General features: G+C 44.3%; 18 protein-coding genes. 7 read left to right on the top strand and 11 right to left on the bottom strand.

Features of this window, described 5'->3' with window-relative positions:
• Positions 1-54: 54 nt before the first annotated feature.
• The 6 genes from ACED25_RS20830 to lptD form a co-directional block, all read right to left on the bottom strand.
• Positions 55-858, bottom strand: a complete 804-nt coding sequence (locus ACED25_RS20830) for a symmetrical bis(5'-nucleosyl)-tetraphosphatase (protein ID WP_371695977.1) — start codon at positions 856-858, stop codon at positions 55-57.
• A 29-nt stretch (positions 859-887) separates the two neighbouring features.
• Complete coding sequence (gene apaG, locus ACED25_RS20825) at positions 888-1,268, bottom strand: Co2+/Mg2+ efflux protein ApaG (RefSeq protein ID WP_009847827.1); 381 nt, start codon at positions 1,266-1,268, stop codon at positions 888-890.
• Between the two features lie 81 nt (positions 1,269-1,349).
• Positions 1,350-2,165, bottom strand: coding sequence for a 16S rRNA (adenine(1518)-N(6)/adenine(1519)-N(6))-dimethyltransferase RsmA (gene rsmA / locus ACED25_RS20820; RefSeq protein WP_371695974.1), 816 nt, complete (start codon positions 2,163-2,165; stop codon positions 1,350-1,352).
• Positions 2,162-3,151 carry a 4-hydroxythreonine-4-phosphate dehydrogenase PdxA gene (gene pdxA / locus ACED25_RS20815; RefSeq protein WP_371695973.1) on the bottom strand — a complete coding sequence of 330 codons (990 nt, stop codon included), beginning with the start codon at positions 3,149-3,151 and terminating at the stop codon, positions 2,162-2,164. Before pdxA ends, rsmA begins: the two co-directional genes overlap by 4 nt.
• Entirely contained in the window at positions 3,141-4,436 is a 1,296-nt protein-coding gene (gene surA / locus ACED25_RS20810; protein ID WP_065680148.1) for a peptidylprolyl isomerase SurA, read from the bottom strand. Before surA ends, pdxA begins: the two co-directional genes overlap by 11 nt.
• Positions 4,437-4,479: 43 nt before the next feature.
• The gene (gene lptD, locus ACED25_RS20805; protein WP_371695972.1) at positions 4,480-6,879 is read right to left on the bottom strand and encodes an LPS assembly protein LptD; all 2,400 of its coding nucleotides are present in this window, start codon (positions 6,877-6,879) and stop codon (positions 4,480-4,482) included.
• Between the two features lie 149 nt (positions 6,880-7,028).
• Here lptD and djlA point away from each other — a divergent pair, with 149 nt between their 5' ends.
• Both djlA and ACED25_RS20795 read left to right on the top strand, forming a co-directional pair.
• Positions 7,029-7,883 carry a co-chaperone DjlA gene (gene djlA / locus ACED25_RS20800; protein WP_009847822.1) on the top strand — a complete coding sequence of 285 codons (855 nt, stop codon included), beginning with the start codon at positions 7,029-7,031 and terminating at the stop codon, positions 7,881-7,883.
• 58 nt (positions 7,884-7,941) lie between these two features.
• Positions 7,942-8,487: a DUF924 family protein gene (locus ACED25_RS20795; protein WP_371695971.1), complete on the top strand. Its 546-nt coding sequence runs from the start codon at positions 7,942-7,944 to the stop codon at positions 8,485-8,487.
• Positions 8,488-8,583: 96 nt separating this feature from the next.
• Here ACED25_RS20795 and ACED25_RS20790 read toward each other — a convergent pair whose 3' ends face one another.
• From ACED25_RS20790 to leuA, 5 genes are all read right to left on the bottom strand, one after another.
• The gene (locus ACED25_RS20790; RefSeq protein WP_371695970.1) at positions 8,584-9,366 is read right to left on the bottom strand and encodes a DUF547 domain-containing protein; all 783 of its coding nucleotides are present in this window, start codon (positions 9,364-9,366) and stop codon (positions 8,584-8,586) included.
• A 191-nt stretch (positions 9,367-9,557) separates the two neighbouring features.
• Positions 9,558-10,160, bottom strand: a complete 603-nt coding sequence (gene leuD, locus ACED25_RS20785; protein ID WP_009847819.1) for a 3-isopropylmalate dehydratase small subunit — start codon at positions 10,158-10,160, stop codon at positions 9,558-9,560.
• Positions 10,161-10,174: 14 nt separating this feature from the next.
• Positions 10,175-11,587 (bottom strand): 3-isopropylmalate dehydratase large subunit, encoded by a 1,413-nt coding sequence (leuC, locus tag ACED25_RS20780; RefSeq protein ID WP_371695969.1) that lies wholly within the window; start codon positions 11,585-11,587, stop codon positions 10,175-10,177.
• A gap of 117 nt (positions 11,588-11,704) precedes the next feature.
• Positions 11,705-12,796: a 3-isopropylmalate dehydrogenase gene (gene leuB, locus ACED25_RS20775; RefSeq protein WP_371695968.1), complete on the bottom strand. Its 1,092-nt coding sequence runs from the start codon at positions 12,794-12,796 to the stop codon at positions 11,705-11,707.
• A 97-nt stretch (positions 12,797-12,893) separates the two neighbouring features.
• Positions 12,894-14,441 carry a 2-isopropylmalate synthase gene (leuA, locus tag ACED25_RS20770; RefSeq protein WP_009847816.1) on the bottom strand — a complete coding sequence of 516 codons (1,548 nt, stop codon included), beginning with the start codon at positions 14,439-14,441 and terminating at the stop codon, positions 12,894-12,896.
• 568 nt (positions 14,442-15,009) lie between these two features.
• On the opposite strand from leuA, the gene ACED25_RS20765 reads away from it, so the two are divergent.
• The 5 genes from ACED25_RS20765 (at position 15,010) to ACED25_RS20745 (ending at position 22,017) form a co-directional block, all read left to right on the top strand.
• Positions 15,010-15,669: a TetR/AcrR family transcriptional regulator gene (locus ACED25_RS20765; RefSeq protein WP_009847815.1), complete on the top strand. Its 660-nt coding sequence runs from the start codon at positions 15,010-15,012 to the stop codon at positions 15,667-15,669.
• A complete protein-coding gene (locus ACED25_RS20760) occupies positions 15,669-17,006 on the top strand; it encodes an efflux RND transporter periplasmic adaptor subunit (RefSeq protein WP_009847814.1) in 1,338 nt (445 codons plus the stop codon). Before ACED25_RS20765 ends, ACED25_RS20760 begins: the two co-directional genes overlap by 1 nt.
• Complete coding sequence (locus ACED25_RS20755) at positions 17,003-20,110, top strand: efflux RND transporter permease subunit (protein WP_371695967.1); 3,108 nt, start codon at positions 17,003-17,005, stop codon at positions 20,108-20,110. The genes ACED25_RS20760 and ACED25_RS20755 overlap by 4 nt, the downstream gene beginning before the upstream one ends.
• Positions 20,111-20,379: 269 nt before the next feature.
• On the top strand, positions 20,380-20,904 hold the full coding sequence (locus tag ACED25_RS20750) for a phosphatase PAP2 family protein (protein WP_048657992.1): 525 nt from the start codon (positions 20,380-20,382) through the stop codon (positions 20,902-20,904).
• Positions 20,905-20,961: 57 nt separating this feature from the next.
• On the top strand, positions 20,962-22,017 hold the full coding sequence (locus ACED25_RS20745) for an MJ1255/VC2487 family glycosyltransferase (protein ID WP_371695966.1): 1,056 nt from the start codon (positions 20,962-20,964) through the stop codon (positions 22,015-22,017).
• Positions 22,018-22,294: the final 277 nt, after the last annotated feature.

Below are 22,294 nucleotides of genomic sequence, written 5' to 3'. Positions count from 1 at the left end.
TATCTCGTATCTCGTATCTCGTATCTCGTATCTCGTATCTCGTATCTCGTATCTCTATAGCGCATCTTGAGTGAAAAACTTTTTATCTTCCCAGCGAAGTATCGTCAATTCTCCTCCCCAGACGCATCCAGTATCAAGTCCAATTACATCTTTTCCGTTATAGCCCTCAAGCGCAGCCCAGTGTCCAAAAACAACGGTTTTATCGAGCTTTATGCGTTGCGGAAGGTCAAACCATGGCACTAGTGGTTCATCGGTAATTTCATTCGGTGGTAGCTTACATGCCATGTCGAGTCGGCTATCTTCAAAACAGAAGCGCATTCTTGTCAGGCTATTGATCGCATAGCGATAACGTTCGATGTCTTGCAACTCGTTGTTCCAGAGATCTGGCGTGTTGCTGTACATGTTCTCAATAAGCCACTGCCAACAGTCCGATTTCAGTAATGACGTTATCTCTCGATTCTCTGTACGTGCTTGTTCCAAGTCCCATTGAGGTGAGATGCCTGCATGTGTCATGACAAACTCTGGGTGCTCTTGCATCAAGGGTTGTTGTCTTAACCATTCCAGCAATTGGTCACGGTCTTCAGCATCAAGAATTGGTTGAGTCTTGTCTTTTGGTTTGGCTGAAAAGAGGCCTAAGGATACCGCAAGTAGATGTAAATCATGGTTACCCAATACCACCTTCGCTGAACTGCCAAGGCTACGAACAAAACGTAACGTCTCTAAGGATTTAGGGCCACGAGCAACTAAGTCTCCGGCGACCCATAACGTATCTTGTTGTTTGTCAAAGTTGATGGTTTTAAGCAGTAACTGAAGTTCGTCGAAGCATCCTTGGATGTCTCCGACAATATAATTCGACACAGCATTTTCCTGTAAGTGGTAGATGTGTACTAGTTAAGAATATTGGGGATGGCCAGTCTAAATGGGTCGACTTCTGTTATGAAATCAATGCCTTTATGATCGGTCATTACATAGTGTCCCTGCATGACTCCCACTGGGGTTTCGATGACGGTGCCACTGGTGTATGTGTATTCGTCATTGGCTTCAATCACAGGTTGCTGTCCAACCACGCCATCACCTTCTATGGTGAGTTGTTTACCGTTGGAATCAGTAATCAGCCAGCGGCGAGACATAAGTTGTACCGTTGTTTTACTTAGATTTTTGATGGTAATGATGTAAGCGAAAACGTAGCGATTCTTAGATGGCTCAGATTGTTCTTCAATATATTTAGAATGAACTTGGCATTTGATACAAGGCGTAGATATATCCATATTCGCACCTTTTGTTGTTGGTATGCTTTAAGTATTACATAAAAAATAGGCTCCTCACCGAAGTGTAGGAGCCTTTTTCGATTATTTATCAGCGTTGTGACTGTCGTGCAACCAGTTCGCCATATCGACAAACTGTTCGAGCGTCAGGTTCTCAGGGCGCATGCCAGGGTTTACATCTAGCTCTTCAAGCACTTCCTTGTCGATTAGGCTCTTGTAGCAGTTACGTACTGTTTTACGACGCTGGTTAAAGCCTTCGCGACATACGCGATCTAACCACTTAAGATCTTTTGCCGGGTAAGGCAGTACTTCATAAGGCTGAAGGCGAACGACTGCAGAGTCTACTTTCGGTGGCGGAACAAATGCTGTTGGTGGCACTTCTAAAACAGGAGTGACTTTACAGTAATATTGAGCCATAACCGTTAGACGACCGTAAGCTTTAGTACCAGGACCCGCTGCTAATCGGTTAACGACTTCTTTTTGAAGCATAAAGTGCATGTCTTGCACGTCTTTATGGAACTCAAAAAGGTGGAACATCAATGGTGTAGAGATGTTGTATGGCAAGTTACCGAAAATACGTAGCTTGTTGTTTGGCTTAACAAGTTGTTCGAAATCGAACTTCATTGCATCGCCTTCATAGATCGTTAACTTTTCAGCAAGATCAGGGTGATTACGCAGACGTTCAGCAAGATCTCTATCCAGTTCAATCACTGTGAACTTGTCGACAAGCTTGCCAACAGGCTCAGTAATCGCACCAAGACCAGGGCCGATTTCTACTAAGTTTTGGCCTGGTAGTGGGTTAATACTCGATACGATTCCATCAATAATGTATGGATCGTTAAGGAAGTTTTGACCAAAACGTTTACGCGCTTTGTGCCCTAAGTGGACATCATTTCTCATTGCTTTTTCTCTACTAATTCAATGGCGTGCGTGAGCGCTGTTCTAAAGCTCCCTGTATCGGCTTGGCCTTTCCCTGCCAAGTCTAAGGCGGTACCGTGATCGACTGATGTGCGAATAAACGGTAAGCCAAGCGTGATGTTCACTGAGCGACCAAACCCTTTGTATTTCAATACTGGGAGTACTTGGTCGTGATACATACCTAAAACAGCATCTGCATCTTGCAAATATTTTTCATTAAAGATGGTGTCTGCTGGCAATGGGCCAACTAAATTAATACCATCTTTCTGGCGAATTTTTTCTAGCGTAGGGGTGATAGTTTCTATCTCTTCACGACCCAAACAACCATCTTCACCAGCATGTGGATTCAAACCACACACGTAGATAGTTGGTTTCTCAATCGCAAATTTTTCAACCAAGTCTTTATGCAGAATAGCAATGATTTGCTCTAATCTGTCTTCGGTCACTGCTTGAGATACATAAGCTAGCGGGATGTGCGTTGTTACTAGAGCAACACGCAGCCCTTCTGTTGCCAACATCATCACGACAAGTGGAGTATTGGACTTCTCTGCAAAGAACTCGGTATGGCCACTAAAAGCAACGCCAGCTCGGTTAATTACACCCTTGTGAACAGGGCCGGTGACAATAGCATCAAATTCATCATTCATACAGCCAATTGCTGCGGTTTCTAAAGTATTTAATACGTAATGACCGTTCGCTTCATTGAGTTGGCCAGCTACGGCAGTTTCAGCCAGTGGAACGTGTTTCACAACCAGTGTTCCGGAGCGTTGAGGTTGCTTGGGCGCAGTTGAATCGTAATCCAACAGCTCAACCTCGATCCCTAACATTTCAGCTCGCTCTGCTAGTAGGGTTTTATCGGCACAAACTACGAGCTGATGTGGCCAGCTTTCTTGGGATAGTGCGAGAGTTAAATCTGGCCCAATTCCCGCCGGTTCACCTGCTGTAATGACAAGGCGTCTAGTTGTCATCTTGGTCATCCTCGACCACTTCAACAAAGGCGCTAGCTCTTACTTCTTGCAGCCAAGCACCGACTTCTTCGTTGAACTTACGGTTAAATAGAATTTGATAAGCTTTGTTTTTCAATGCTGAATCGGTACGGTCGACTTCGCGACGGTCTAGTACTTCAACAATGTGCCAACCGTGCACGGTTTTGAATGGCGCACTGATCTTACCTTCAGGTAGCGTTTCTACTTGGTGTTTGAACTCAGGAACGTATAAATCTGGAGTTTGGTAGCCTAACTCACCATCTTGTACTGCTGAACCTGGATCTTGGCTGTATTGCTGTGCAAGATCACCAAAGCTCGCTTCACCTGCGTTTACACGACGAGTGATTTCTTCAAGCTGCTCTTTCGCACCGTCATCACTCAAGATAACCGTTGGCTTAATCAAAATATGACGTGCATTAACTTCGGTAACTGCAACGGTTTCCAAACCTTTTACGTCTTCAATTTTTAGAATATGGAAGCCAACACCACTTCGGAAAGGACCGATGATGCTGCCTTTATTCTGCATTTTGATTTGGTCTGCAAAAATCGTAGGCATCTCTTCTTTACGCATCCAACCCCAATCACCACCTTGTAACGCTTTAGGGCCTTTAGAGTATGTATATGCCATGGTGCTAAAGTCTTTGCCGTTGTTTAGCTCTTCCACTAAATCAGTCGCTTGTGCTTCTAATTCTTCTTTGGTTTGGTCATCATTGAATCGCAGTTGAATGTGGCCAATTTTGTATTGAACCGTCGCATTGGTTTCTTGCGCTAAGATGTCCGCTAGGTTGTCAACTTCTGCAGGAAGGATATTAATACGACGGCGAACCAAGGCATTACGAGCTTCACTGGCTGCAATCTCTTTTCTTACTTGCTCACGAAATGCATTGTAGCTCAGGCCTTCTTCAGCAACCGATGCAGTCAGTTGCTGTACTGTTTGGTTGTTATCTTTTGCAATGCCTTCAATCGCTTGATCCAGTCGAGCATCATCAATTCGAACCCCAATACGTTCCGCTTCTTGGGTCTGAATTGTATCGATGATCAGCTTTTCTAGAACTTGCTCATTCAATACATCTTGTGATGGTAATGTTTGTCCGCTTTTCTTCGCGTTTGCGCGCAGTGTTTTCATTGAAGTATCAATGTCACTTTGTAAGATCACGCCCTCGTTGACGATCACTTTTACACTATCGAGTTCAACCGGTGCTGCATAGCTTATTGAGACAGTACAAGCCGCTGCGATAGCAATTAATGTGCGTTTCCACAATGTCATGTGTAATCCTTTATATTCACCGATGTTTTATCAGTAAAGAAAATTAGTTGTTTAAGAAGAATGGACGACCGTAGCTGAGTGCGTTACCTGAGCTTGTTTCACTTACTTCGCTTGAGTCTGAGCCTATGTTGGTACCAAAGCCAACAATACCGAAGTTAAAGCCAAAGTTTTTCTCGTATACTGGTGTCGCATTCGATGTGTTGATGTAATCACCTTCCCATCTACGTAATTGGTTACTATAGGTGAAGCCGATATACCAACAATCTGACTTGTAATTGAGTTTAGCTAACCACTCAAGGTTCTCTTCGGTTGTTAAATCATAGAAGTACTGAGCGCTGGCACTCCACTTACGTGAAATCTGGTAGGCTCCGAGTAATCCTGCTTGAGATATACCATCTTTAGTAATCGATCCAACATTAAAATCAACAGTGTCTTCGATATACTCTTTGGTTACGTAGCGGTAGTTGGTTTGGATATAACCACCAGAAAAACGGTACTCAATGGTGCTGTTGGCTAGTTGCATTGCTGTGGTGTCGATGTCGTACTGCACACCACCATGATAAAACAGGTAGTCGTCGTAATTAAAGTCGACTTCTACAGCCCAAGATGAGTAATTCGAGTTCTTATCTTTAGTATCAAGTGTTAGATGTTGTTTCGTATCTTTGTCGATATAAAAGATCTGTCCAAAAGACACATTGAGTCGCTCTTTATACTCATCATCAAAGAAACGAGATGATGCACCATAACTGACTTGGTTAGCTGCAGCAATATGGTCTACACCACTGTATTTGCGGCTTCTAAAGAGACCATAGTAATCAGTCTGCAGAAGTGTCGTATCGTAAAGGCCGATGTTGTCTTGATCTTCTTTTGGTACGTACAGGTATTGAACTTGGGGTTCTAAAGTTTGAGTGTAGTTGCCAATAACCTTAGTATCTCTTTCTAAAACGATGCCAGCATGGCTTCGAAATTCAGGTATTACACGAGATACTTTCTCTTCAAGGCCGTAATTGGGGTTCGTTTTTTTTGTGCCCGTTGTCGTATCTACACCATCAAGATCTTGTTGGTAGTAAGTCCCAAGCAGTCGGGCTTCTGTGGTCCAAGTACCCCAAGTGTTGCCTACAGGGATAGTAATTCCTGGCTCAACGTGAACACGAGTTGCTGATGGTTTACCTTTAGCATCTGTATCAAACAGAGACACATGGCTGATCAGATCGAAGTCTAAATACTCCTTTACCTCAGGGGCATAATAATTATATTCAAGCTGAGGAAGTAGTCTGTATGGGAGATTGTTTGTCGAATTTGTGAGGACTTGGAAGTCTCGCACAAGTACAGAGGCATCCCAATTTTGAGAGCGATAGGTTGCCAGTCCTTCTTGAAGTAACTGACCGTCCTCACGGTTACCAATGCCGCTTCCGTTGACATCTGTGAAGTACTCGATATCACCAACTTTTGAGTAATCAATTTCAAATAGCCAAGATTCTTGGAATATTCCTGAGTGAAAGAGTTGAGCCCCCCAACGTTTGCCTTTCTCTGGGTATTTTTTGTCATCAGGCAAGTATTCAGACTTGATCATCCCGGAACCAAAATCACTTAAATATCTAAATTCACTGTTAAGCTGAGTACCACGCTCTTTCATGTGCTTAAAAGTGGTTTTCAGGTCATACTCTGGTGCCAAGTTCCAATAAACAGGGATCTCAAATTCAAAACCATCACTTGAGCCATATGATACCGTCGGATATAAGAAACCTGTTTTACGAGTATCACCAATCGGAACGGTTAAGTAAGGCAGGTAAAAAACAGGAACACTCTGAATTTCAAACCTTGGATTGTAGAACGTAGCCTCTTCTTCATTTTGGTCGACATCGATACTTGATGCTCTTAGTCGCCATGCATTGTCGCCAATAGGGCAAGAGGTGATTGAGCCATCTTCGATTTCATAGACGGCTTTACCTGTATTCGCGATATAAACCGCCTCTCCTCTGCCTTGCTCACAGAGGAATTCATAATTGGTATTTTCGAGCGTCATTTCATCGGTAGTCAGATTATTGGTTGCTCTTTCTGAAACTGATTTAATTTGACCATCACTAAAGTTTACGTTGCCTTCAGCTACAACGATATTTTCTTGTTGGTGAAGCGTCACATTGTCAGCAAGAATGATTTTGATTCCTTGCGTGACTCTTACATCACCTGAGTAGATTGCCTTGTCGCCATTGATCGCTTCTAAACGATCAGACTCAACGTGAGCTGGCAGTTGTGTATCGTTTTCTGATACGGGTTGAACTCTGCATTGGTCGATAGGATCTTTCGAGGGTTTGATCAAGCATTGACCTATAGCGGGCATTTCCTGCACACTATTATCGGTGGTTGTTTCAGCTTGAGTTGTCGATACGTATAATGCCGTACTTATAGACGCGGCTAACAAGGTGCGGGAAAAAAATTGCATGAAGTTGAACTATCCTGTGTCACTAGATGAAGGGTTGATCTAGTATCAATCCAATTAATAAAGCATTTTCCTTATGATAAAGGAAATATTAGCATTCAGCATCATCAGACAGCATTACTCAGACAAAATTCATAGATAGAGAACACATAATGCAAATATTTGGCAAAATTTTGGGCGCTTTTTTTGGTTTTTTATTTGGGGGGCCGCTCGGTTTAGTTTTTGGCCTATTTTTAGGGCACCAGTTTGATAAAGCTCGCCGATTGAACCAATCGGGCTTCAATAGCTCTGGTTTTGGACGAGGTCCAAGCCAAGCTGAAAGACAAAACGAGTTTTTTAAATCCGCCTTTGCGGTTATGGGACACGTTGCTAAAGCTAAGGGGCAGGTCACGCCAGAAGAGATTCAGCTCGCTTCTACAATGATGGAGCGTATGAACCTGCATGGCGAGCAGCGTAAAGCTGCGCAAGATGCGTTTCGTGATGGTAAAGAAAGCGACTTCCCGTTAAGTGATGTGCTTGAGCGTGTGAAGATCTCATCGGGTGGTCGTTTTGATCTTTTGCAGTTCTTTCTAGAGCTACAAGTATCCGCAGCATTTGCCGATGGAAGTTTGCACCCTAGTGAACGTCAGGTTTTGCATAAGATAGCGCAAGGCCTTGGCTTTTCAGCAGAGCAACTAGAGCGTCGTTTGCAGATGCAAGAAGCTGCATTCCGTTTTCAACAGCAGGGTGGAAGCTTTGGTGGCCATCAAGGGCATGGGCAATCATCGGGTTGGCAACAGGCTTCGCAACAAAACCAACTGGCCGATGCGTTTAAAGTTCTCGGTGTGAGTGAAAGTGCCGACGGTAAAGAGGTGAAGAAAGCTTACCGCAAGCTGATGAATGAGCATCACCCAGATAAACTGATGGCGAAGGGTTTGCCACCAGAAATGATGAACGTTGCGAAAGAGAAATCACAAGAAATTCAGAATGCTTATGACCTAATAAAGAAGGTCAAAGGTTTTAAGTAATCGAACATAGACCGAGTCATGATATTAAATGATTCGGTTTTTTATTAAAGGGAATTATATGACGGTAACGTATCAGGATGTTCTAGAGTTTTGGTTCGATGAGCTGACGCCTAAAGATTGGTTTACTGGCGGCGCCGAGATTGACGTTGTGATTGAGTCTCGATTTACTGAACTGCACAAAGCCGCTATCCAAGGTGAGTTATTTGAATGGCGACAAAACGCACAAGGGCGATTGGCAGAGATTATCGTGCTTGATCAGTTTTCTAGAAATATTGGCAGAAACAGTCCGACAGCATTTTCTGCTGATCCTATGGCGTTAGTTCTAGCGCAAGAGGCGGTAGCGGGTGGTTTTGATCACCAGCTTAACGAGCAACAAAAAAGCTTCCTGTATATGCCTTATATGCACAGTGAATCTTTGTTGGTTCATGAACAAGCCGTGGAGCTCTTTTCTCAAACGGGATTAGAACATAATCTTGATTTTGAGTTTAAGCACAAGGTCATCATTGAGCGTTTTGGTCGCTACCCTCATCGTAATGAGGTGCTAGGGCGAACTTCGACTCCTGAAGAGGTTGAGTTCTTGCAGCAACCGGGTTCAAGTTTCTAGTTCTAGAAACTGTCAAATAGATCAAAAGAGGCGAGTGGTTTTTAAACAACTCGCCTCTTTTTTGTTTAGCTTAATTCATGAGCTTTAACGTTAAAACTAGTTTGCTTGGTTAAGCGACCAATCATAGTCATAACTGATTTTGTTAATATTCGTGATAGGCTGAGTACGATACTGCTCTAGGTGCTGAATGAGCTGTTTCTCTGTACCAAAATCCACAGCAAACCATTCGTAAATCGATGATAGTTGTAGTTTGCTGTTGCTAACCAATACACCCTTATCACTGTTTACATACTCAGATGCAGCAAGCTCCAATAACATATCAGTCTTGTCAGCAGTAAAGGCCTGAGGTTGTAAGTTAGGGCAACCTAAACTCGCGCAGTTCACCGCGTAATGTGTGCGCGGATCTTGCCAAATCGGTCTTAGGATTCGGTGTTCAATATCGTTGAGTGTCAGTGATTTTCCGTTAACGATTACCACATCATCTCCCCACGGCCCAAAACTAAATAGTCCGCCAAGTTTAGTGATGGATTTGATCGGGTAGGCATCAAGAATCAAATCGACAGTCACGGCGTTATATAGATTAACCCAATAGGCATACTGCTCCGCTTTTGAATAGTCGAGCGGATTAACCTGTTCGAGTTGCTTGATGTATTGATTGAGTTTTGTCTTATCGGCAGTGTTCACTGCTTTATAGCGAACTAGGGTATTTTGCCCTTGTTGAACTAAGTAGTTATCGAGAAATTGCTGCCAATCTTGGTGAGATACCTGTTCTAGATTGGTTTCGTCGCTTTGGTTCCAGTATGGCCAAAGATCGGATTTAGGCGCAGACCAAGCTAAGGTTGAGAAAAGTAGGCTGACAATAAAAAGTAGTTGTTTCATGGCATTCTCCTGATGACTGACTACTAAGACCTTAAGGCTTACCATTTTCTTTCAATGCTCTTCATTTAAATAAACATATGAAGTTAAGTTAAAATCTTAGCCAAATAAAAAAGGTTGGCGCTAAGCCAACCTTTTATATGAACACAAAACTGTGTGATTCTACTTCATGACTTCTTTATTTCATGACTTCTTTATTTCAGGAAGCTAGGAATCTTAGCTTCAAACTCAGAGATCTTATCGGCATGTTGAAGTGTAAGGCCGATATTATCTAAACCATTCAGCAAACAGTGACGACGGAACTCATCAATTTCAAACGAGTACTCTTTACCGTTCGCTCTGACTTTCATTGCTTCTAAATCAACGTCGATCTCTGCGCCTTCGTTTGCTTCAACGAACTGGAATAGTTCATCGACTTCCTGCTCTGAAAGACGAACAGGCACCATCTGGTTGTTGATTGAGTTTCCGTAGAAAATGTCGGCAAAGCTTGGTGCGATCATTACTTGGATACCGTAATCGGCAAGCGCCCAAGGAGCGTGTTCACGAGATGAACCACAACCAAAGTTTTCACGAGCTAGAAGAATTGAAGCGCCTTTATAGCGTGGTGCATTCATTACAAATTCAGGATTTGGCTGCTGGCCAGCGTCATCTAGAAAACGCCAATCGTGGAACAAGTGCTTACCAAAACCGATGCGGTTTACTTTCTGTAGAAACTGCTTTGGAATGATTGCATCCGTATCGATGTTGGCCGTATCTAGAGGAACGACTAATCCGGTGTGTTGTTGAAAACCTGACATGTTAAATCCTCTAATTAAAGTTCACGAATATCGACAAAGTGACCAGCGATAGCTGCTGCGGCTGCCATGGCTGGGCTAACTAGGTGCGTACGACCATCACGGCCTTGGCGACCTTCAAAGTTACGGTTTGATGTAGAAGCACAGCGCTCTTGTGGAGCTAGACGGTCGTTGTTCATAGCAAGACACATAGAACAGCCTGGTAAACGCCATTCAAAGCCTGCTTCGATGAAGATCTTATCTAGGCCTTCAGCTTCAGCTTGTGCTTTAACTTGCTCTGAACCCGGAACGATAAGCGCTTGAACATGTTTCGCTACTTGACGGCCTTTCGCTACCGCTGCTGCTGCACGCATGTCTTCGATACGCGAGTTAGTACAAGAACCCACGAACACTTTATCTACGTTGTAATCCGATAGAGATTTACCGGCTTCAAGGCCCATGTAAGCCAGAGCTTTTTCTGCAGATGCTTTTTCAACAGGGTCAGCGAAGCTTTCTGGTGCAGGGATTGGCGTGTCTACCGAGATAACCTGACCTGGGTTAGTGCCCCAAGTCACTTGTGGCTTGATGTCTGCTGCTTCTAGCGTAACAACCGCATCGAACTCTGCATCAGCATCGGTTTTTAGCGTATCCCAGTATTGTATTGCTGCTTCTAAGTCTTCACCTTGTGGAGAGAACTTACGACCTTTGATGTATTCATATGTGGTTGCATCTGGAGCGATTAAGCCTGCTTTAGCGCCTAGCTCGATTGCCATGTTACATACCGTCATACGACCTTCCATTGTAAGGTCGGTAATTGCCTCACCACAGAATTCAACCACGTAGCCTGTACCGCCAGCAGCCGTTGTTTTACCGATGATCGCTAGTACGATGTCTTTTGCAGTGATGCCCGGAGCAACCTTGCCTTTTACTTCGATCTTCATGGTTTTAGCGCGAGCTTGTTTTAGAGTTTGAGTTGCTAGAACATGTTCAACTTCTGAAGTACCGATACCGAATGCCAATGAGCCAAATGCACCGTGTGTTGCAGTGTGTGAGTCACCACATACGATGGTCATGCCCGGCAGAGTAATACCTAGCTCAGGACCCATTACGTGCACAATACCTTGGTATTTGTGGTTTAGATCGTAAAGCGTGACACCAAACTCTTCACAGTTTTTTGATAGCGTTTCCATTTGGATACGAGCCATTTCACCCGAAGCGTTGATGTCTTTCGTTTGTGTCGATACGTTGTGATCCATGGTCGCAAAAGTTTTGCCTACTTGGCGAACTTTACGACCTTTTTCACGCAGGCCATCAAAGGCTTGTGGCGACGTTACTTCGTGGACTAAGTGGCGATCGATATAAAGAATTGGCGTTTCGCCCTTCGCTGCAACCGCAACGTGAGCGTCATAAACTTTTTCGTATAAGGTTTTTGCTTGCTGGTTTGTCGACATAGCTTTTCTTCCTTGGGAGCATCAGTCCCAGTGTTTGTTTCTAGCCAAGTCATACTGTCTAAGCTGACTTGGCTTGATATTATTCTTATGTACTTGCTTTTAATCTAAGCATCTAGCTTATGAAGCTAAGATGTACTCAGCGATCTTGTCACCCATTTCTGAGGTAGTCAGCGCTTGGTTCTTGCTTGCAAGGTCTGCAGTTAGCTCGCCTGCAGAAAGTGCTTTAGATACCGCTGTTTCGATGTCTTGCGCTGCCGCTTCTTCGCCTAGGCTGTAACGAAGCATTAGCGCTGCCGAAAGAATTTGCGCGACTGGGTTCGCAATGTTCTTACCTGCGATATCTGGAGCACTGCCACCTGCAGGTTCGTATAGGCCGAAGTTACTTTCGTTCAAGCTTGCAGAAGGAAGCATACCCATAGAACCCGTGATCATTGCGCACTCATCAGAGATAATGTCACCGAAGATGTTTGAACAAAGCATCACATCAAACTGAGATGGATCTTTGATTAGTTGCATGGTCGCGTTGTCGATGTACATGTGGTTTAGCGTGACATCTGGGTAATCTTTTGCGATCTCTTCAACCACTTCACGCCATAAGATAGAGCTCTGAAGAACGTTCGCTTTATCGATTGAGTAAACGTTTTTGTTACGTAGACGAGCGGATTCAAAAGCAATCTTCGCAATTCGTTCGATTTCGTAACGGTGGTAAACCTCAGTATCAAAGGCTTTCTCTGTTGCGCCTTCGCCTTCACGGCCTTTTGGTTGACCGAAGTAGATACCGCCAGTTAGTTCACGAACAACAACGATGTCGAAGCCGTTACCTGAGATGTCTGCACGCAAAGGAGAGAAAGACTCTAGACCTTTATGGATTTGTGCAGGACGTAAGTTACAGAACAGTTGGAAGTGTTTACGTAGAGGAAGTAGGGCACCACGTTCAGGTTGGTCGTTTGGTGGAAGGTGTTCCCACTTAGGTCCGCCAACCGAGCCAAATAGTACTGCGTCAGATTCTTCACAGCCCGTTACTGTCGCTTCTGGAAGTGGGCAGCCGTGATTATCAATTGCGATACCACCAACATCATACTCTTCGCGAGAAAAGCTAATCGCGTGCTTCTTTTCAATCGCGTCTAGCACTTTATGTGCTTGCTGCATTACTTCTGGGCCAATGCCATCACCAGGTAGTACGGCAATCTTGTATGATTTATCTGTCATGTTAATCCTTTAATTCTTGTTACTGAGCTGTTTGGCTCGTTTTAAATTTTGTCCCTAAAGCCAACAACATCGGCTCTAGGGCTCTGTTATTGGGGTATTAAACTGTCGCGAATTTTTGCTGCTTCATTTCAGCAATAGTGTCTGCGCGTTGAATGCTATTGATAACGTGTAGCAACGCTTGACCAGAAGCTTCAACGATATCTGTTGAAACGCCCGTACCGTGGTACTTACGGCCTTTATAGTTAGCAATGATGTCCGCTTGACCTAAGCCATCTTCGCCTTCACCTTTTGCAGTTAGGTCGAACTTATCCAACGCTATTTCGTAGCCTGTTAAGCGGTAGATACATTGGTATAAAGCATCAACAGGGCCATTGCCGACAGCGGCTTCGCATTTCTCTTCATCACCACATTGCAGTTTGATGCTGGTGGTAGACATAACACTACCAGATTGTACGCTTAGGTAGTTAAGTTTATAGAAGTCATCTTCATCACGTAGATTCGCGAAGTGCATCAATGCTTCTAGGTCGTAATCGAACACTTGGCCTTTACGGTCAGCAAGCTTCAAGAAGTCTTCGTACAATGAATCTAGGTTGTACTCATTATCTTTATAACCCATAGCGTCCATGTGGCTCTTAACAGCGGCTCGGCCACTACGGCTTGTTAGGTTCAAGGCTTTGTTTTTCAAGCCAATAGACTCAGGCGTCATGATCTCGTAAGTGTTCTTGTTCTTTAGCATGCCATCTTGGTGAATACCTGAAGAGTGGCTGAATGCGTTAGCACCGACGATTGCTTTGTTGTCTTGAATTGGCATGTGGCAAAGCTGACTTACCAACTTACTGGTACGGTGGATCTCCTTGTGATCCAAGCCAGTATGAACACCCAAAAGCTCTTGACGAGTTTTGATGATCATTGCGATTTCTTCTAGAGAACAGTTACCAGCACGTTCGCCAATACCATTGATTGTGCCTTCAATTTGACGAGCGCCCGCTTGCACAGCAGCAATTGAGTTTGCAACCGACATACCTAAGTCATCGTGACAGTGAACAGAGATGATCGCTTGGTCGATGTTGGGTACGCGATCGAATAGCGTCTTGATAATGCCACCAAACTCATTTGGTACTGTGTAGCCCACTGTGTCTGGAATGTTGATGGTTTTCGCGCCTGCGTTAATCGCGGCTTCAACCATGCGACATAGGTTGTCGATAGGGGTACGGCCGGCATCTTCACAAGAGAATTCAACATCATCGGTATAGTTACGAGCGTGCTTGACTGCTTTCACTGCCATCTCTACTACGTCATCGTAGCTGCGGCGTAATTTGTCTTGTACGTGAACCGTTGATGTTGAGATGAAGGTATGAATACGGAATTGGTCAGCAACTTTAAGCGCTTCGGCAGCGGCATCGATATCTTTCGCTACGGCACGAGAAAGCGCACAAATACGGCTGTCTTTGATGTGTTTAGCGATGGTTTGTACTGACTCAAAATCACCCGGAGAAGAAATAGGGAAGCCAGCTTCGATAACATCTACACCCAGTCTCTCAAGAGCATAAGCGATCTGTAACTTCTCTTTTACCGTAAGGCTTGCAGCCAATGCTTGCTCGCCGTCACGTAAGGTAGTATCAAAAATTATTACTTGATCGTTCATGGGTGCTTCCTTATATCGATAATGAATCGATTGCTATCCAAATTATTATTAAGAATGATGTTCTTTTAAAAGTGCCAGTTACAAAAAAACCCGCTCAGTGCGGGTTTTAATATTTGTGTAGTTCTTGACCCACAACTTACCCGCGCGATTGGTTCACGATAAGGAGAAGTTTCAGCAGTAGAGAAGAAGAAAAAATCATTACACAAATATCCGTAAATAAACTGTTAACACCATATTTACCGTAATTTATTCTGAGCGTCAAACAAGAAAATCCAATATCAGCGTGCATTGGCAGTGTTTTGGTTTTGTTTGTGCTGTTTTTTGTTTAAGTGTTAGCGATATCAACTAAATGGTGGTTTTGTATTGGCGGGTTAGTTTATCGTTTGGCTGATGTGTAGGTTAAAACTTTGTAGTAAATATTTTTAATGGAACGATTCACCAAAAAAATCACAAGCGTGACTAAAGTAATTAATCAATTGATTAAATAGTGAGTAATTAATCTTCTACTGTTATGCCTGTTTATCTCTATAATTAATCGAATGATTAATTATAGAGATAGGTTGATGCCATGACAGCACGAAAAGCGGGGCGACCTCAACAGAACTTAGATGTTCGACAACTATTGATTGAGCATGCTCGTGATCTGTTTGTCGTTCAGTCATACGACAAGGTCTCGACACGCCTGATTGCTGATCGTGCGGGTGTGAACATTGCGATGATCCGTTATTACTTTGGCAGTAAGGCTGGATTATTTGAGGCGATGCTGCGTGAAACGCTACGACCGATGCAATTGCAAATGCAGAGATTGGTTGAAGAAAGCAGCCATGAGAACTTTCTTGATTTAATGCGGACTTACTATAAAGAGATGGTCAAGGTGCCCAAGTTTCCTCGCTTGATTGCTCAAGTGATGAATATGCCTCCCTCTGAAGTGCAAAGAGAGTTGCTCGAAAAGGTTTTTCTCGATGTCGCCAAGCCAGCCCAAGATGTCATTTTTGAAAAGCTGGTTGAACAAGGCATCTTAAAACAGAACATGGATCCAAAATTGTGTCGAGTTTCGTATATAAGCTTGATGGTGTTTCCATTCATTGCTCCGCCCCCTCTATTAGCAATCCATGGTATTGAGATTAATGAAGAATTTCTTAACCGTTTAATCGAACACAACATTCAATTGATGACCGAAGGCTTTATCAACGCACCGAGCCCTTCTGCAGTGCAGGACAAAAGATAATGAAAATAAATAAAAAACTACTCTTCTTTCCAGCACTTGCGGTTGGTGTCATCGGCCTTGTGACTGCTATTAGCTTAAAGCCGGATCTGCCGACTAAGCCCGCGGGAGATAGGGCTCGTCTAGTCGAAACCGTCAGTTTAGAACAACAAATGATCGCGCCGTTGGCAGTGGGCTTTGGCAAAGTAGTCCCTAAAGTTGAATGGAAAGCCATTGCCGAGGTGACAGGGCAGATTGTTTATCGACATCCAGACCTAGAAAAAGGGCAGATCATTCCAGCGGGTACTGAGGTACTTAAGATCGATCCCTTGGATTACGAGTTGAAGTTGGTACAAGCTGAAGCGGATCTTAAATCAAGCCAGACCTCATTAGCTAAATTGAATCAAGAAGAAGACAACCTTAAGCAGACCTTAAAGATCGAAAAGAACCGCTTAGTGATCAGCAATAAAGAGCTGCAACGTAAACAAGATCTGCGCAAGAAAGGGCTAACTTCTCAATCCGATGTTGATCTCCAGCAGCAAAGTGCGTTGTCTCAACAGAAGCTTGTATTGGATATTGACAACCAAATTGCATTGATGCCAGATGAAAAGCGTGTTGCGGAAGCAGTGATTAAGGTGAATGTCTCTAAAGTAAAAGAGGCGCAACGCTCTTTGGATAAAACGACCATCACCTTGCCTAGAGCGATGCGAATAGCTCAGGTCGATATTGAACAGAACCAAGTGGTTAATCTTCAGCAAGAGATGTTTGTTGCTCACGGGATTAAAGTTATGGAAGTTGAGGCGCAACTCTCTATTCACGATATGCAAACTTTAGCCTCAAGCTTTACTCAATTCCCTCGTGATGCCGCAGGCATACCAAACCCTTATGAAGCGCCAATCAAAGCAAGTATTCAGCTAAACAGTGGCAGCCTTAACCTCAATTGGCCTGCAAAGGTTGCGAGAATCAGTGAAACCGTTGATGAGAACCAAGCAACTGCGGGGATCATTCTTGAAATTGGTCAAGACTATTCAGCTCTGCAGCCAAGCAGTGCAACGCCTTTGGTCAATGGCATGTTCGTCAAAGCAGAGATTGAAGGTGTCGCGAATCTAAGTTGGGTGGTTCCAGAGCGAGCATTGCACGGTGACAAGGTTTACCTGATGGATGACAATCAGCGCTTGCAAGTGGTGAATGTTGAAGTGCTTTATCGCAGAGATAACCAAGTGGTTGTGAGTGGCGAGCTACAAACGGGAGATAAATTGGTTCTTAATGACGTCCTGCCAGCTATCGAAGGCATGTTACTGAAAGAGTCGAACTCTACAGAGGTTAAGCTTGAATCGGATACTCAGGAGAGTGCGTCATGATCAAGTTCTTTTCTAGGCACCCAACAGCTGCAAACTTGTTGATGCTTGGGTTATTGATCATGGGTATAAGCTCATTATCAACCATCAAGCGTGAAACCTTCCCCGCTTATGCTCCGCCTTATATTATGGCGGCCATCGTTTATCCCGGTGCATCACCACAAGAAGTGGAAGAAAGCTTGTGTGTACGAATGGAAGATGCCGTCGATGGCCTAGCTAACATTGAAGAGACTCAGTGTGAAGCCATCGAAGGTAGCGCACGTCTAATCCTGAAGTTGAATGAGAAAGCGGATATTGGCCGAATGCTGGTGGACGTGCAAACCCAGATCAACTCGATCAATGATTTCCCAACTGAGATTGAATCGCCTGTTGTTCAAGAACTGGATTGGAATGAACCGGTTGTTGATATCGCCATCACAGCAGAAACATCGTGGCCGGAGCTTAAGGCCTACGCTGAAGACCTTAAACGTATCATGAAGCTTGATTATGATGTTTCACTGGTCGATGTTAGCGGCTTCTCTGATCATCAATACCGCGTTGAACTGGATACTCAAGCGATTCGCCAGCTGGGTTTGAGTGTCGGTGATATCGCAGACCAAATTGGCCGTCAGAATGTAAAACTGCCAAGCGGTAACGTTGAGACGCCAGACAAAAATTTTCTGATTCGTTTTGATGAGAGACGAATTACACCGGTTGAGCTGGAAAGTATTGTGGTTGGATCTGCGCCTAATGGCTCGGTGATTCGTTTGAGAGACATAGCCAAAATAACCGACCGCTTTGAGCTTGATGAACAGAAGGTGTTGTTTGATGGCAAGCCTTCGGCGCTGCTTAAGATCAGTAAGAACAAAGAAGATGATGCGTTACGAATTAAAGAGAACGTGACTCGATTCGTTGAAGATCAAAGCGCGATTGCGCCCGATGGCGTGACATTGCAAATGACCAACGATCTCTCGTCGGTACTTTGGGATCGTCTAACCATGATGGTGCGCAATGGCTGGCAAGGTATTGTGTTGGTGTTCGCAACCATGTGGCTGTTCTTCAGTTTACGATATTCATTCTGGGTTGCAGCAGGTTTGCCGGTAGCCTTCCTTGGTGGCTTGTTCTTAATGGCTAACTTGGGCTTGTCGATCAACATTATGTCACTGGTTGGTTTATTAATGGCGATTGGTATCATGATGGATGACGCCATAGTGATAGCCGAATCTATAGCTTCCCATCTGGATCGGGGGCAAAACGTTGACGATGCGGTGTACAACGGTGTGAAGAAAGTGCTCCCCGGAGTCTTGTCTTCTTTCCTAACCACTGTGTGTATCTTTGGTAGCTTGTTGTTCCTTGATGGTGAAATGGGTGCGGTGCTTAAAGCGGTGCCTCAGGTGCTTATCTTGGTGTTGTCGCTGAGCTTAATCGAAGCGTTTCTTATTCTACCAAATCACTTATCTCATTCATTACAAAAAGAAAAAAATGATAAGCCAGCGCTGCGCTTTAAAGTCGTTCTGCTTGAGAAGTTTGAGAACTTTCGCAATACCACTTTGATGAACATGGTCGAGAAGGTCGTGACGTTCCGCTATGCCTTTATGGGCGGAGTGCTTACCCTGCTGCTGCTTTCGGTAGCATTGATTGCAGGTGGCGTTGTCAAATTCCAACCTTTCCCTGAGTTGGATGGTGATATTGCCGAGGCTCGCATCATTCTTCCACCGGGTGCATCACTGTCTCAAACCGAGAAAGTCGTCGATAAAATAGTCGCATCTGCTGAACGTTTGAATGAGCAGTGGAGTGAAGAGGTTGAGGACGGTAATAAATTGGTTGAGCATATCACCAGCCAATTCAATGCAAACGCAGATGCCAATGAATCAGGCCCACACTTAGCCACTGTGCGCTTAGACTTGCGTGGTGCAGAGAGTCGCAACACGGTGATCGATGATTTTATTGATGCATGGCGGGAAGACATCGGCGATTTGGCTGATCCTATCTCGCTAGTTTTCAAACAACCGACGATGGGGCCGGGCGGTCGTGCTATCGAGATCCGCGCCAAACATGATGATCTTGCCGCGTTGAAATCGGCTTCTTTAGATATTCAAGAGTACCTCAATCAGTTTGATGGTGTGCACGGCGTGCTTGATGACATGCGCATGGGTAAGGAAGAGATCTTAGTTAAACTGCGCCCAGGTGCTGAAACCTACAATGTTAATGGGCAGATGATTGCTTCCCAATTGCGTGCGGCCTTCTTTGGTCAGACTGCGGATGAAATCCAAATTGGGGTCGAGAACATTTCGATTGAGGTACGCCTTGATAAAGAACAGGCAGGGGATTTGCAGCAACTAGCTAACTTCCCAATCATCACTGCAGATGGCAGCCAGATTCCGCTAGCGACATTGGCAACGCTAGATTTCCAACGTAACTACGTACGAATCCAACGTATCGATGGGCTGAGAACCATCAGTATCTTTGGTGATATTGATAATAAGAAAGCGAGCTCTTCAGCAATTTTGGCTCAGTTCCAAAAAGATGAAGCAGCCAAGCTTATTCAAAAGTATCCGGGCTTACGCTTTGATTTTGAAGGGGAAGCCAAAGATGCGGCGAAGACCGGAGCCTCAATGGGTAAAGGCTTCCTATTGGGTTTATTCGGTGTGTTTGCGATTCTGAGCTATCAGTTCCGAAGCTACTTGGAACCGATCGTCGTAATGTTAGCGATTCCACTGGCCTTCATTGGTGTAGTTGTTGGTCACTGGCTGTTAGGGCACGCGTTAAGCATGCCGAGCATGATGGGCTTTGTGTCGCTTGCCGGAATCGTGGTCAATGATTCCATCTTGCTAGTGCAATACATTCGTCACCATGTTGATGAGGGAGATAGCGTTCATGACTCGGTGGTGAAGGCCAGTCGTGAGCGTTTCCGTGCGGTATTCTTGACCTCAATGACCACAGCGGCAGGTTTGCTACCGCTGTTGACGGAAACCAGCTTGCAGGCTCAGGTTATCCAGCCTCTGGTTATTTCAATTGTGTTTGGCATATTTGCTTCAACCTTACTGGTGTTGTTTATGATCCCTGCCGCTTACGCGATATTGGCTGACTTCGGGTTGGTGAAGAAGCATGAGCCATTAGCGCTATAATCTTTAGCGCTATTATCATTAGCGAGCTCTATAACCATTAGCACGATAGAAGTAGTGTTTGCTTATATAAAGAAGCAAAAACATAGAAGAATAAAGCGGCCTTGTGTCGCTTTATTTTTATCGGCTGCTTCTAGGCTCCTATTAGCTTACTTAGTGAAAGCGGTTAATTCGCTTCAAAATTCATTTTAGTTCATTAAAAACGTCACTTAACTGTCATTTCAGGGGCATACCTTGAGCCTTAACTGAATGAGGATTGTTAAGGAGATCGTATGCGTACTATCGAACCGATTGTCCGCTGGGATGTGGCATTTTCTGTTTTCTGTTTGAAGAACCGTTATAGCGGGCAACATGCAACACTGAGTAAAGCGGTGTCTCATACTGGGGATGGTCACTTATATGTGTTGATCGCTCTGATTGCGCTGTTAGCTGATGGCTATACAGGTCGTGAATTTTTAATGGTTGGTCTAGCCGCTTTTGCGATAGAGCTGCCGATTTATTGGTTAGCCAAGAACACTCTTAAGCGCCGTAGACCCGCTGAATTCTCTTCATTGCTTTACTCCCATATTGTGCCATCTGATAAATACAGCCTGCCTTCTGGGCATTCCGCTGCGGCTTTTGTTATGGCGACTCTAATCGGACATTTCTATCCGAGTTTATATCTCTTTAGCCTGATTTGGGCGGCAGCGATTGCTGGCTCTCGAATCCTACTTGGTGTGCACTTTTTAACGGACGTACTGATTGGCGCAGCCTTGGGCATCGCTTGTACTAGCCTTGCTATCAGCTTCATCCTGTAATCATTTTGTTGGCAACAACCACTGCCGAGCTTAAGTGGCAAACATAAAGGAACATGCATGAAAATTTTATATGGCGTACAAGGCACAGGGAATGGGCACATCGCTCGAGCGAGAGCAATGGCCGTCGCTTTTCGTCAGCAAAATATCGATGTCGACTTTCTGTTCTCTGGGCGAGACGAGAGTAAATTCTTTTCGATGGAAGCGTTTGGCAACTATCAGACCCGTAGCGGTTTAACTTTTTACAGCGAGCAGGGGAAGGTTAAATACGGCAAGACATTCATCGAGAACAACATCTGGCGATTTCTCCGCGAGGTTAACCAGCTCGATCTTACGCCTTATGATTTAGTGATTAATGATTTTGAACCTGTGACTGCATGGGCGGCTAAGAGACAAGGTGTGCCGTGTATTGGAATAAGCCACCAAAATGCGTTCCGTTACGATGTGCCTAAGGAAGGGGGCAACTGGATTGAACATTCCGTGATTCAACATTTCGCCCCAACTGAGCACTCTATTGGTTTGCACTGGTATCACTTTGAACAGCCAATATTGCCACCTATCGTTCACACGCCTGCGTGTGATGAGCGAGCTAAAGCAACACAAGACTTCACCTTGGTTTATTTACCATTTGAGGATCTTGATGCGATCTCTGAGTTGTTGATGAAGTTTGTTTCTCATCACTTTGTCTGCTATCACCCGAATGTTATTGAGTATAACCGAGTCGAAAATATTGAGTTCAAACCACTCAGTCATGCAGGCTTCCAATTCGATCTCAATCAGTGCTCTGGTGTGGTGGCCAATGGCGGTTTTGAATTGCCATCAGAAGCCTTAACTTTAGGTAAGAAGTTGCTTCTCAAGCCTCTTGAGGGACAGTTCGAACAACAAAGTAATGTGGCGACGCTTGAAGCGCTCGGGTTGGCTCAAACAATGAGTTTTTTAGACGCGGCTATCTTGCGTAGTTGGCTCGGTGAAAAGCAGGCTGAAAGGGTTACTTACCCTGACGTGGCAAGTGCACTTGTTGAGTGGGTTTTGGCGGGCAAATGGTCTAACCAAGATGACTTGAGAAAGCAACTTTGGGATAAGGTGGATTTTCCTAGTTATGCATCACTCACGTAACCCATAAGTGTTATTTCTGAATTGCCTAGCTGAACGATTCACGAGTTCAATAATTTGTAACAAATGTAACCAAAACGATAGAACAGCTAAATAAGTCGAAATGAAACTCATAAGTGACGCATTTTATGTTTTTTTATAACTCCATAAGCAACTGATTTTTAGGTGTTGTTTAATCATTAAGGTAAAATTAAATTATTCTTTATCAATCTTGTTGGTAGCTCGAGATTTATTGGTTAATAGTAATGGCAATCCGAAAAACATCGGTCTGATAAATATA

Source organism: Vibrio sp. 1F263 (genome assembly GCF_041439035.1).
In the GTDB taxonomy this organism is placed as follows: domain Bacteria; phylum Pseudomonadota; class Gammaproteobacteria; order Enterobacterales; family Vibrionaceae; genus Vibrio; species Vibrio tasmaniensis_A.
The sequence above is the reverse complement of the archived record's forward strand: the minus strand, read 5'-3'. Positions and strand labels throughout refer to the sequence as shown.

Excerpts from the sequence above, each read along its gene's own strand:
- apaG (WP_009847827.1), bottom strand. The coding sequence starts at position 1,268 with ATGGATATATCTACGCCTTGTATCAAATGCCAAGTTCATTCTAAATAT.
- rsmA (WP_371695974.1), bottom strand. The coding sequence starts at position 2,165 with ATGAGAAATGATGTCCACTTAGGGCACAAAGCGCGTAAACGTTTTGGT.
- pdxA (WP_371695973.1), bottom strand. The coding sequence starts at position 3,151 with ATGACAACTAGACGCCTTGTCATTACAGCAGGTGAACCGGCGGGAATT.
- surA (WP_065680148.1), bottom strand. The coding sequence starts at position 4,436 with ATGACATTGTGGAAACGCACATTAATTGCTATCGCAGCGGCTTGTACT.
- lptD (WP_371695972.1), bottom strand. The coding sequence starts at position 6,879 with ATGCAATTTTTTTCCCGCACCTTGTTAGCCGCGTCTATAAGTACGGCA.
- djlA (WP_009847822.1), top strand. The coding sequence starts at position 7,029 with ATGCAAATATTTGGCAAAATTTTGGGCGCTTTTTTTGGTTTTTTATTT.
- ACED25_RS20795 (WP_371695971.1), top strand. The coding sequence starts at position 7,942 with ATGACGGTAACGTATCAGGATGTTCTAGAGTTTTGGTTCGATGAGCTG.
- ACED25_RS20790 (WP_371695970.1), bottom strand. The coding sequence starts at position 9,366 with ATGAAACAACTACTTTTTATTGTCAGCCTACTTTTCTCAACCTTAGCT.
- leuD (WP_009847819.1), bottom strand. The coding sequence starts at position 10,160 with ATGTCAGGTTTTCAACAACACACCGGATTAGTCGTTCCTCTAGATACG.
- leuC (WP_371695969.1), bottom strand. The coding sequence starts at position 11,587 with ATGTCGACAAACCAGCAAGCAAAAACCTTATACGAAAAAGTTTATGAC.
- leuB (WP_371695968.1), bottom strand. The coding sequence starts at position 12,796 with ATGACAGATAAATCATACAAGATTGCCGTACTACCTGGTGATGGCATT.
- leuA (WP_009847816.1), bottom strand. The coding sequence starts at position 14,441 with ATGAACGATCAAGTAATAATTTTTGATACTACCTTACGTGACGGCGAG.
- ACED25_RS20765 (WP_009847815.1), top strand. The coding sequence starts at position 15,010 with ATGACAGCACGAAAAGCGGGGCGACCTCAACAGAACTTAGATGTTCGA.
- ACED25_RS20760 (WP_009847814.1), top strand. The coding sequence starts at position 15,669 with ATGAAAATAAATAAAAAACTACTCTTCTTTCCAGCACTTGCGGTTGGT.
- ACED25_RS20755 (WP_371695967.1), top strand. The coding sequence starts at position 17,003 with ATGATCAAGTTCTTTTCTAGGCACCCAACAGCTGCAAACTTGTTGATG.
- ACED25_RS20750 (WP_048657992.1), top strand. The coding sequence starts at position 20,380 with ATGCGTACTATCGAACCGATTGTCCGCTGGGATGTGGCATTTTCTGTT.
- ACED25_RS20745 (WP_371695966.1), top strand. The coding sequence starts at position 20,962 with ATGAAAATTTTATATGGCGTACAAGGCACAGGGAATGGGCACATCGCT.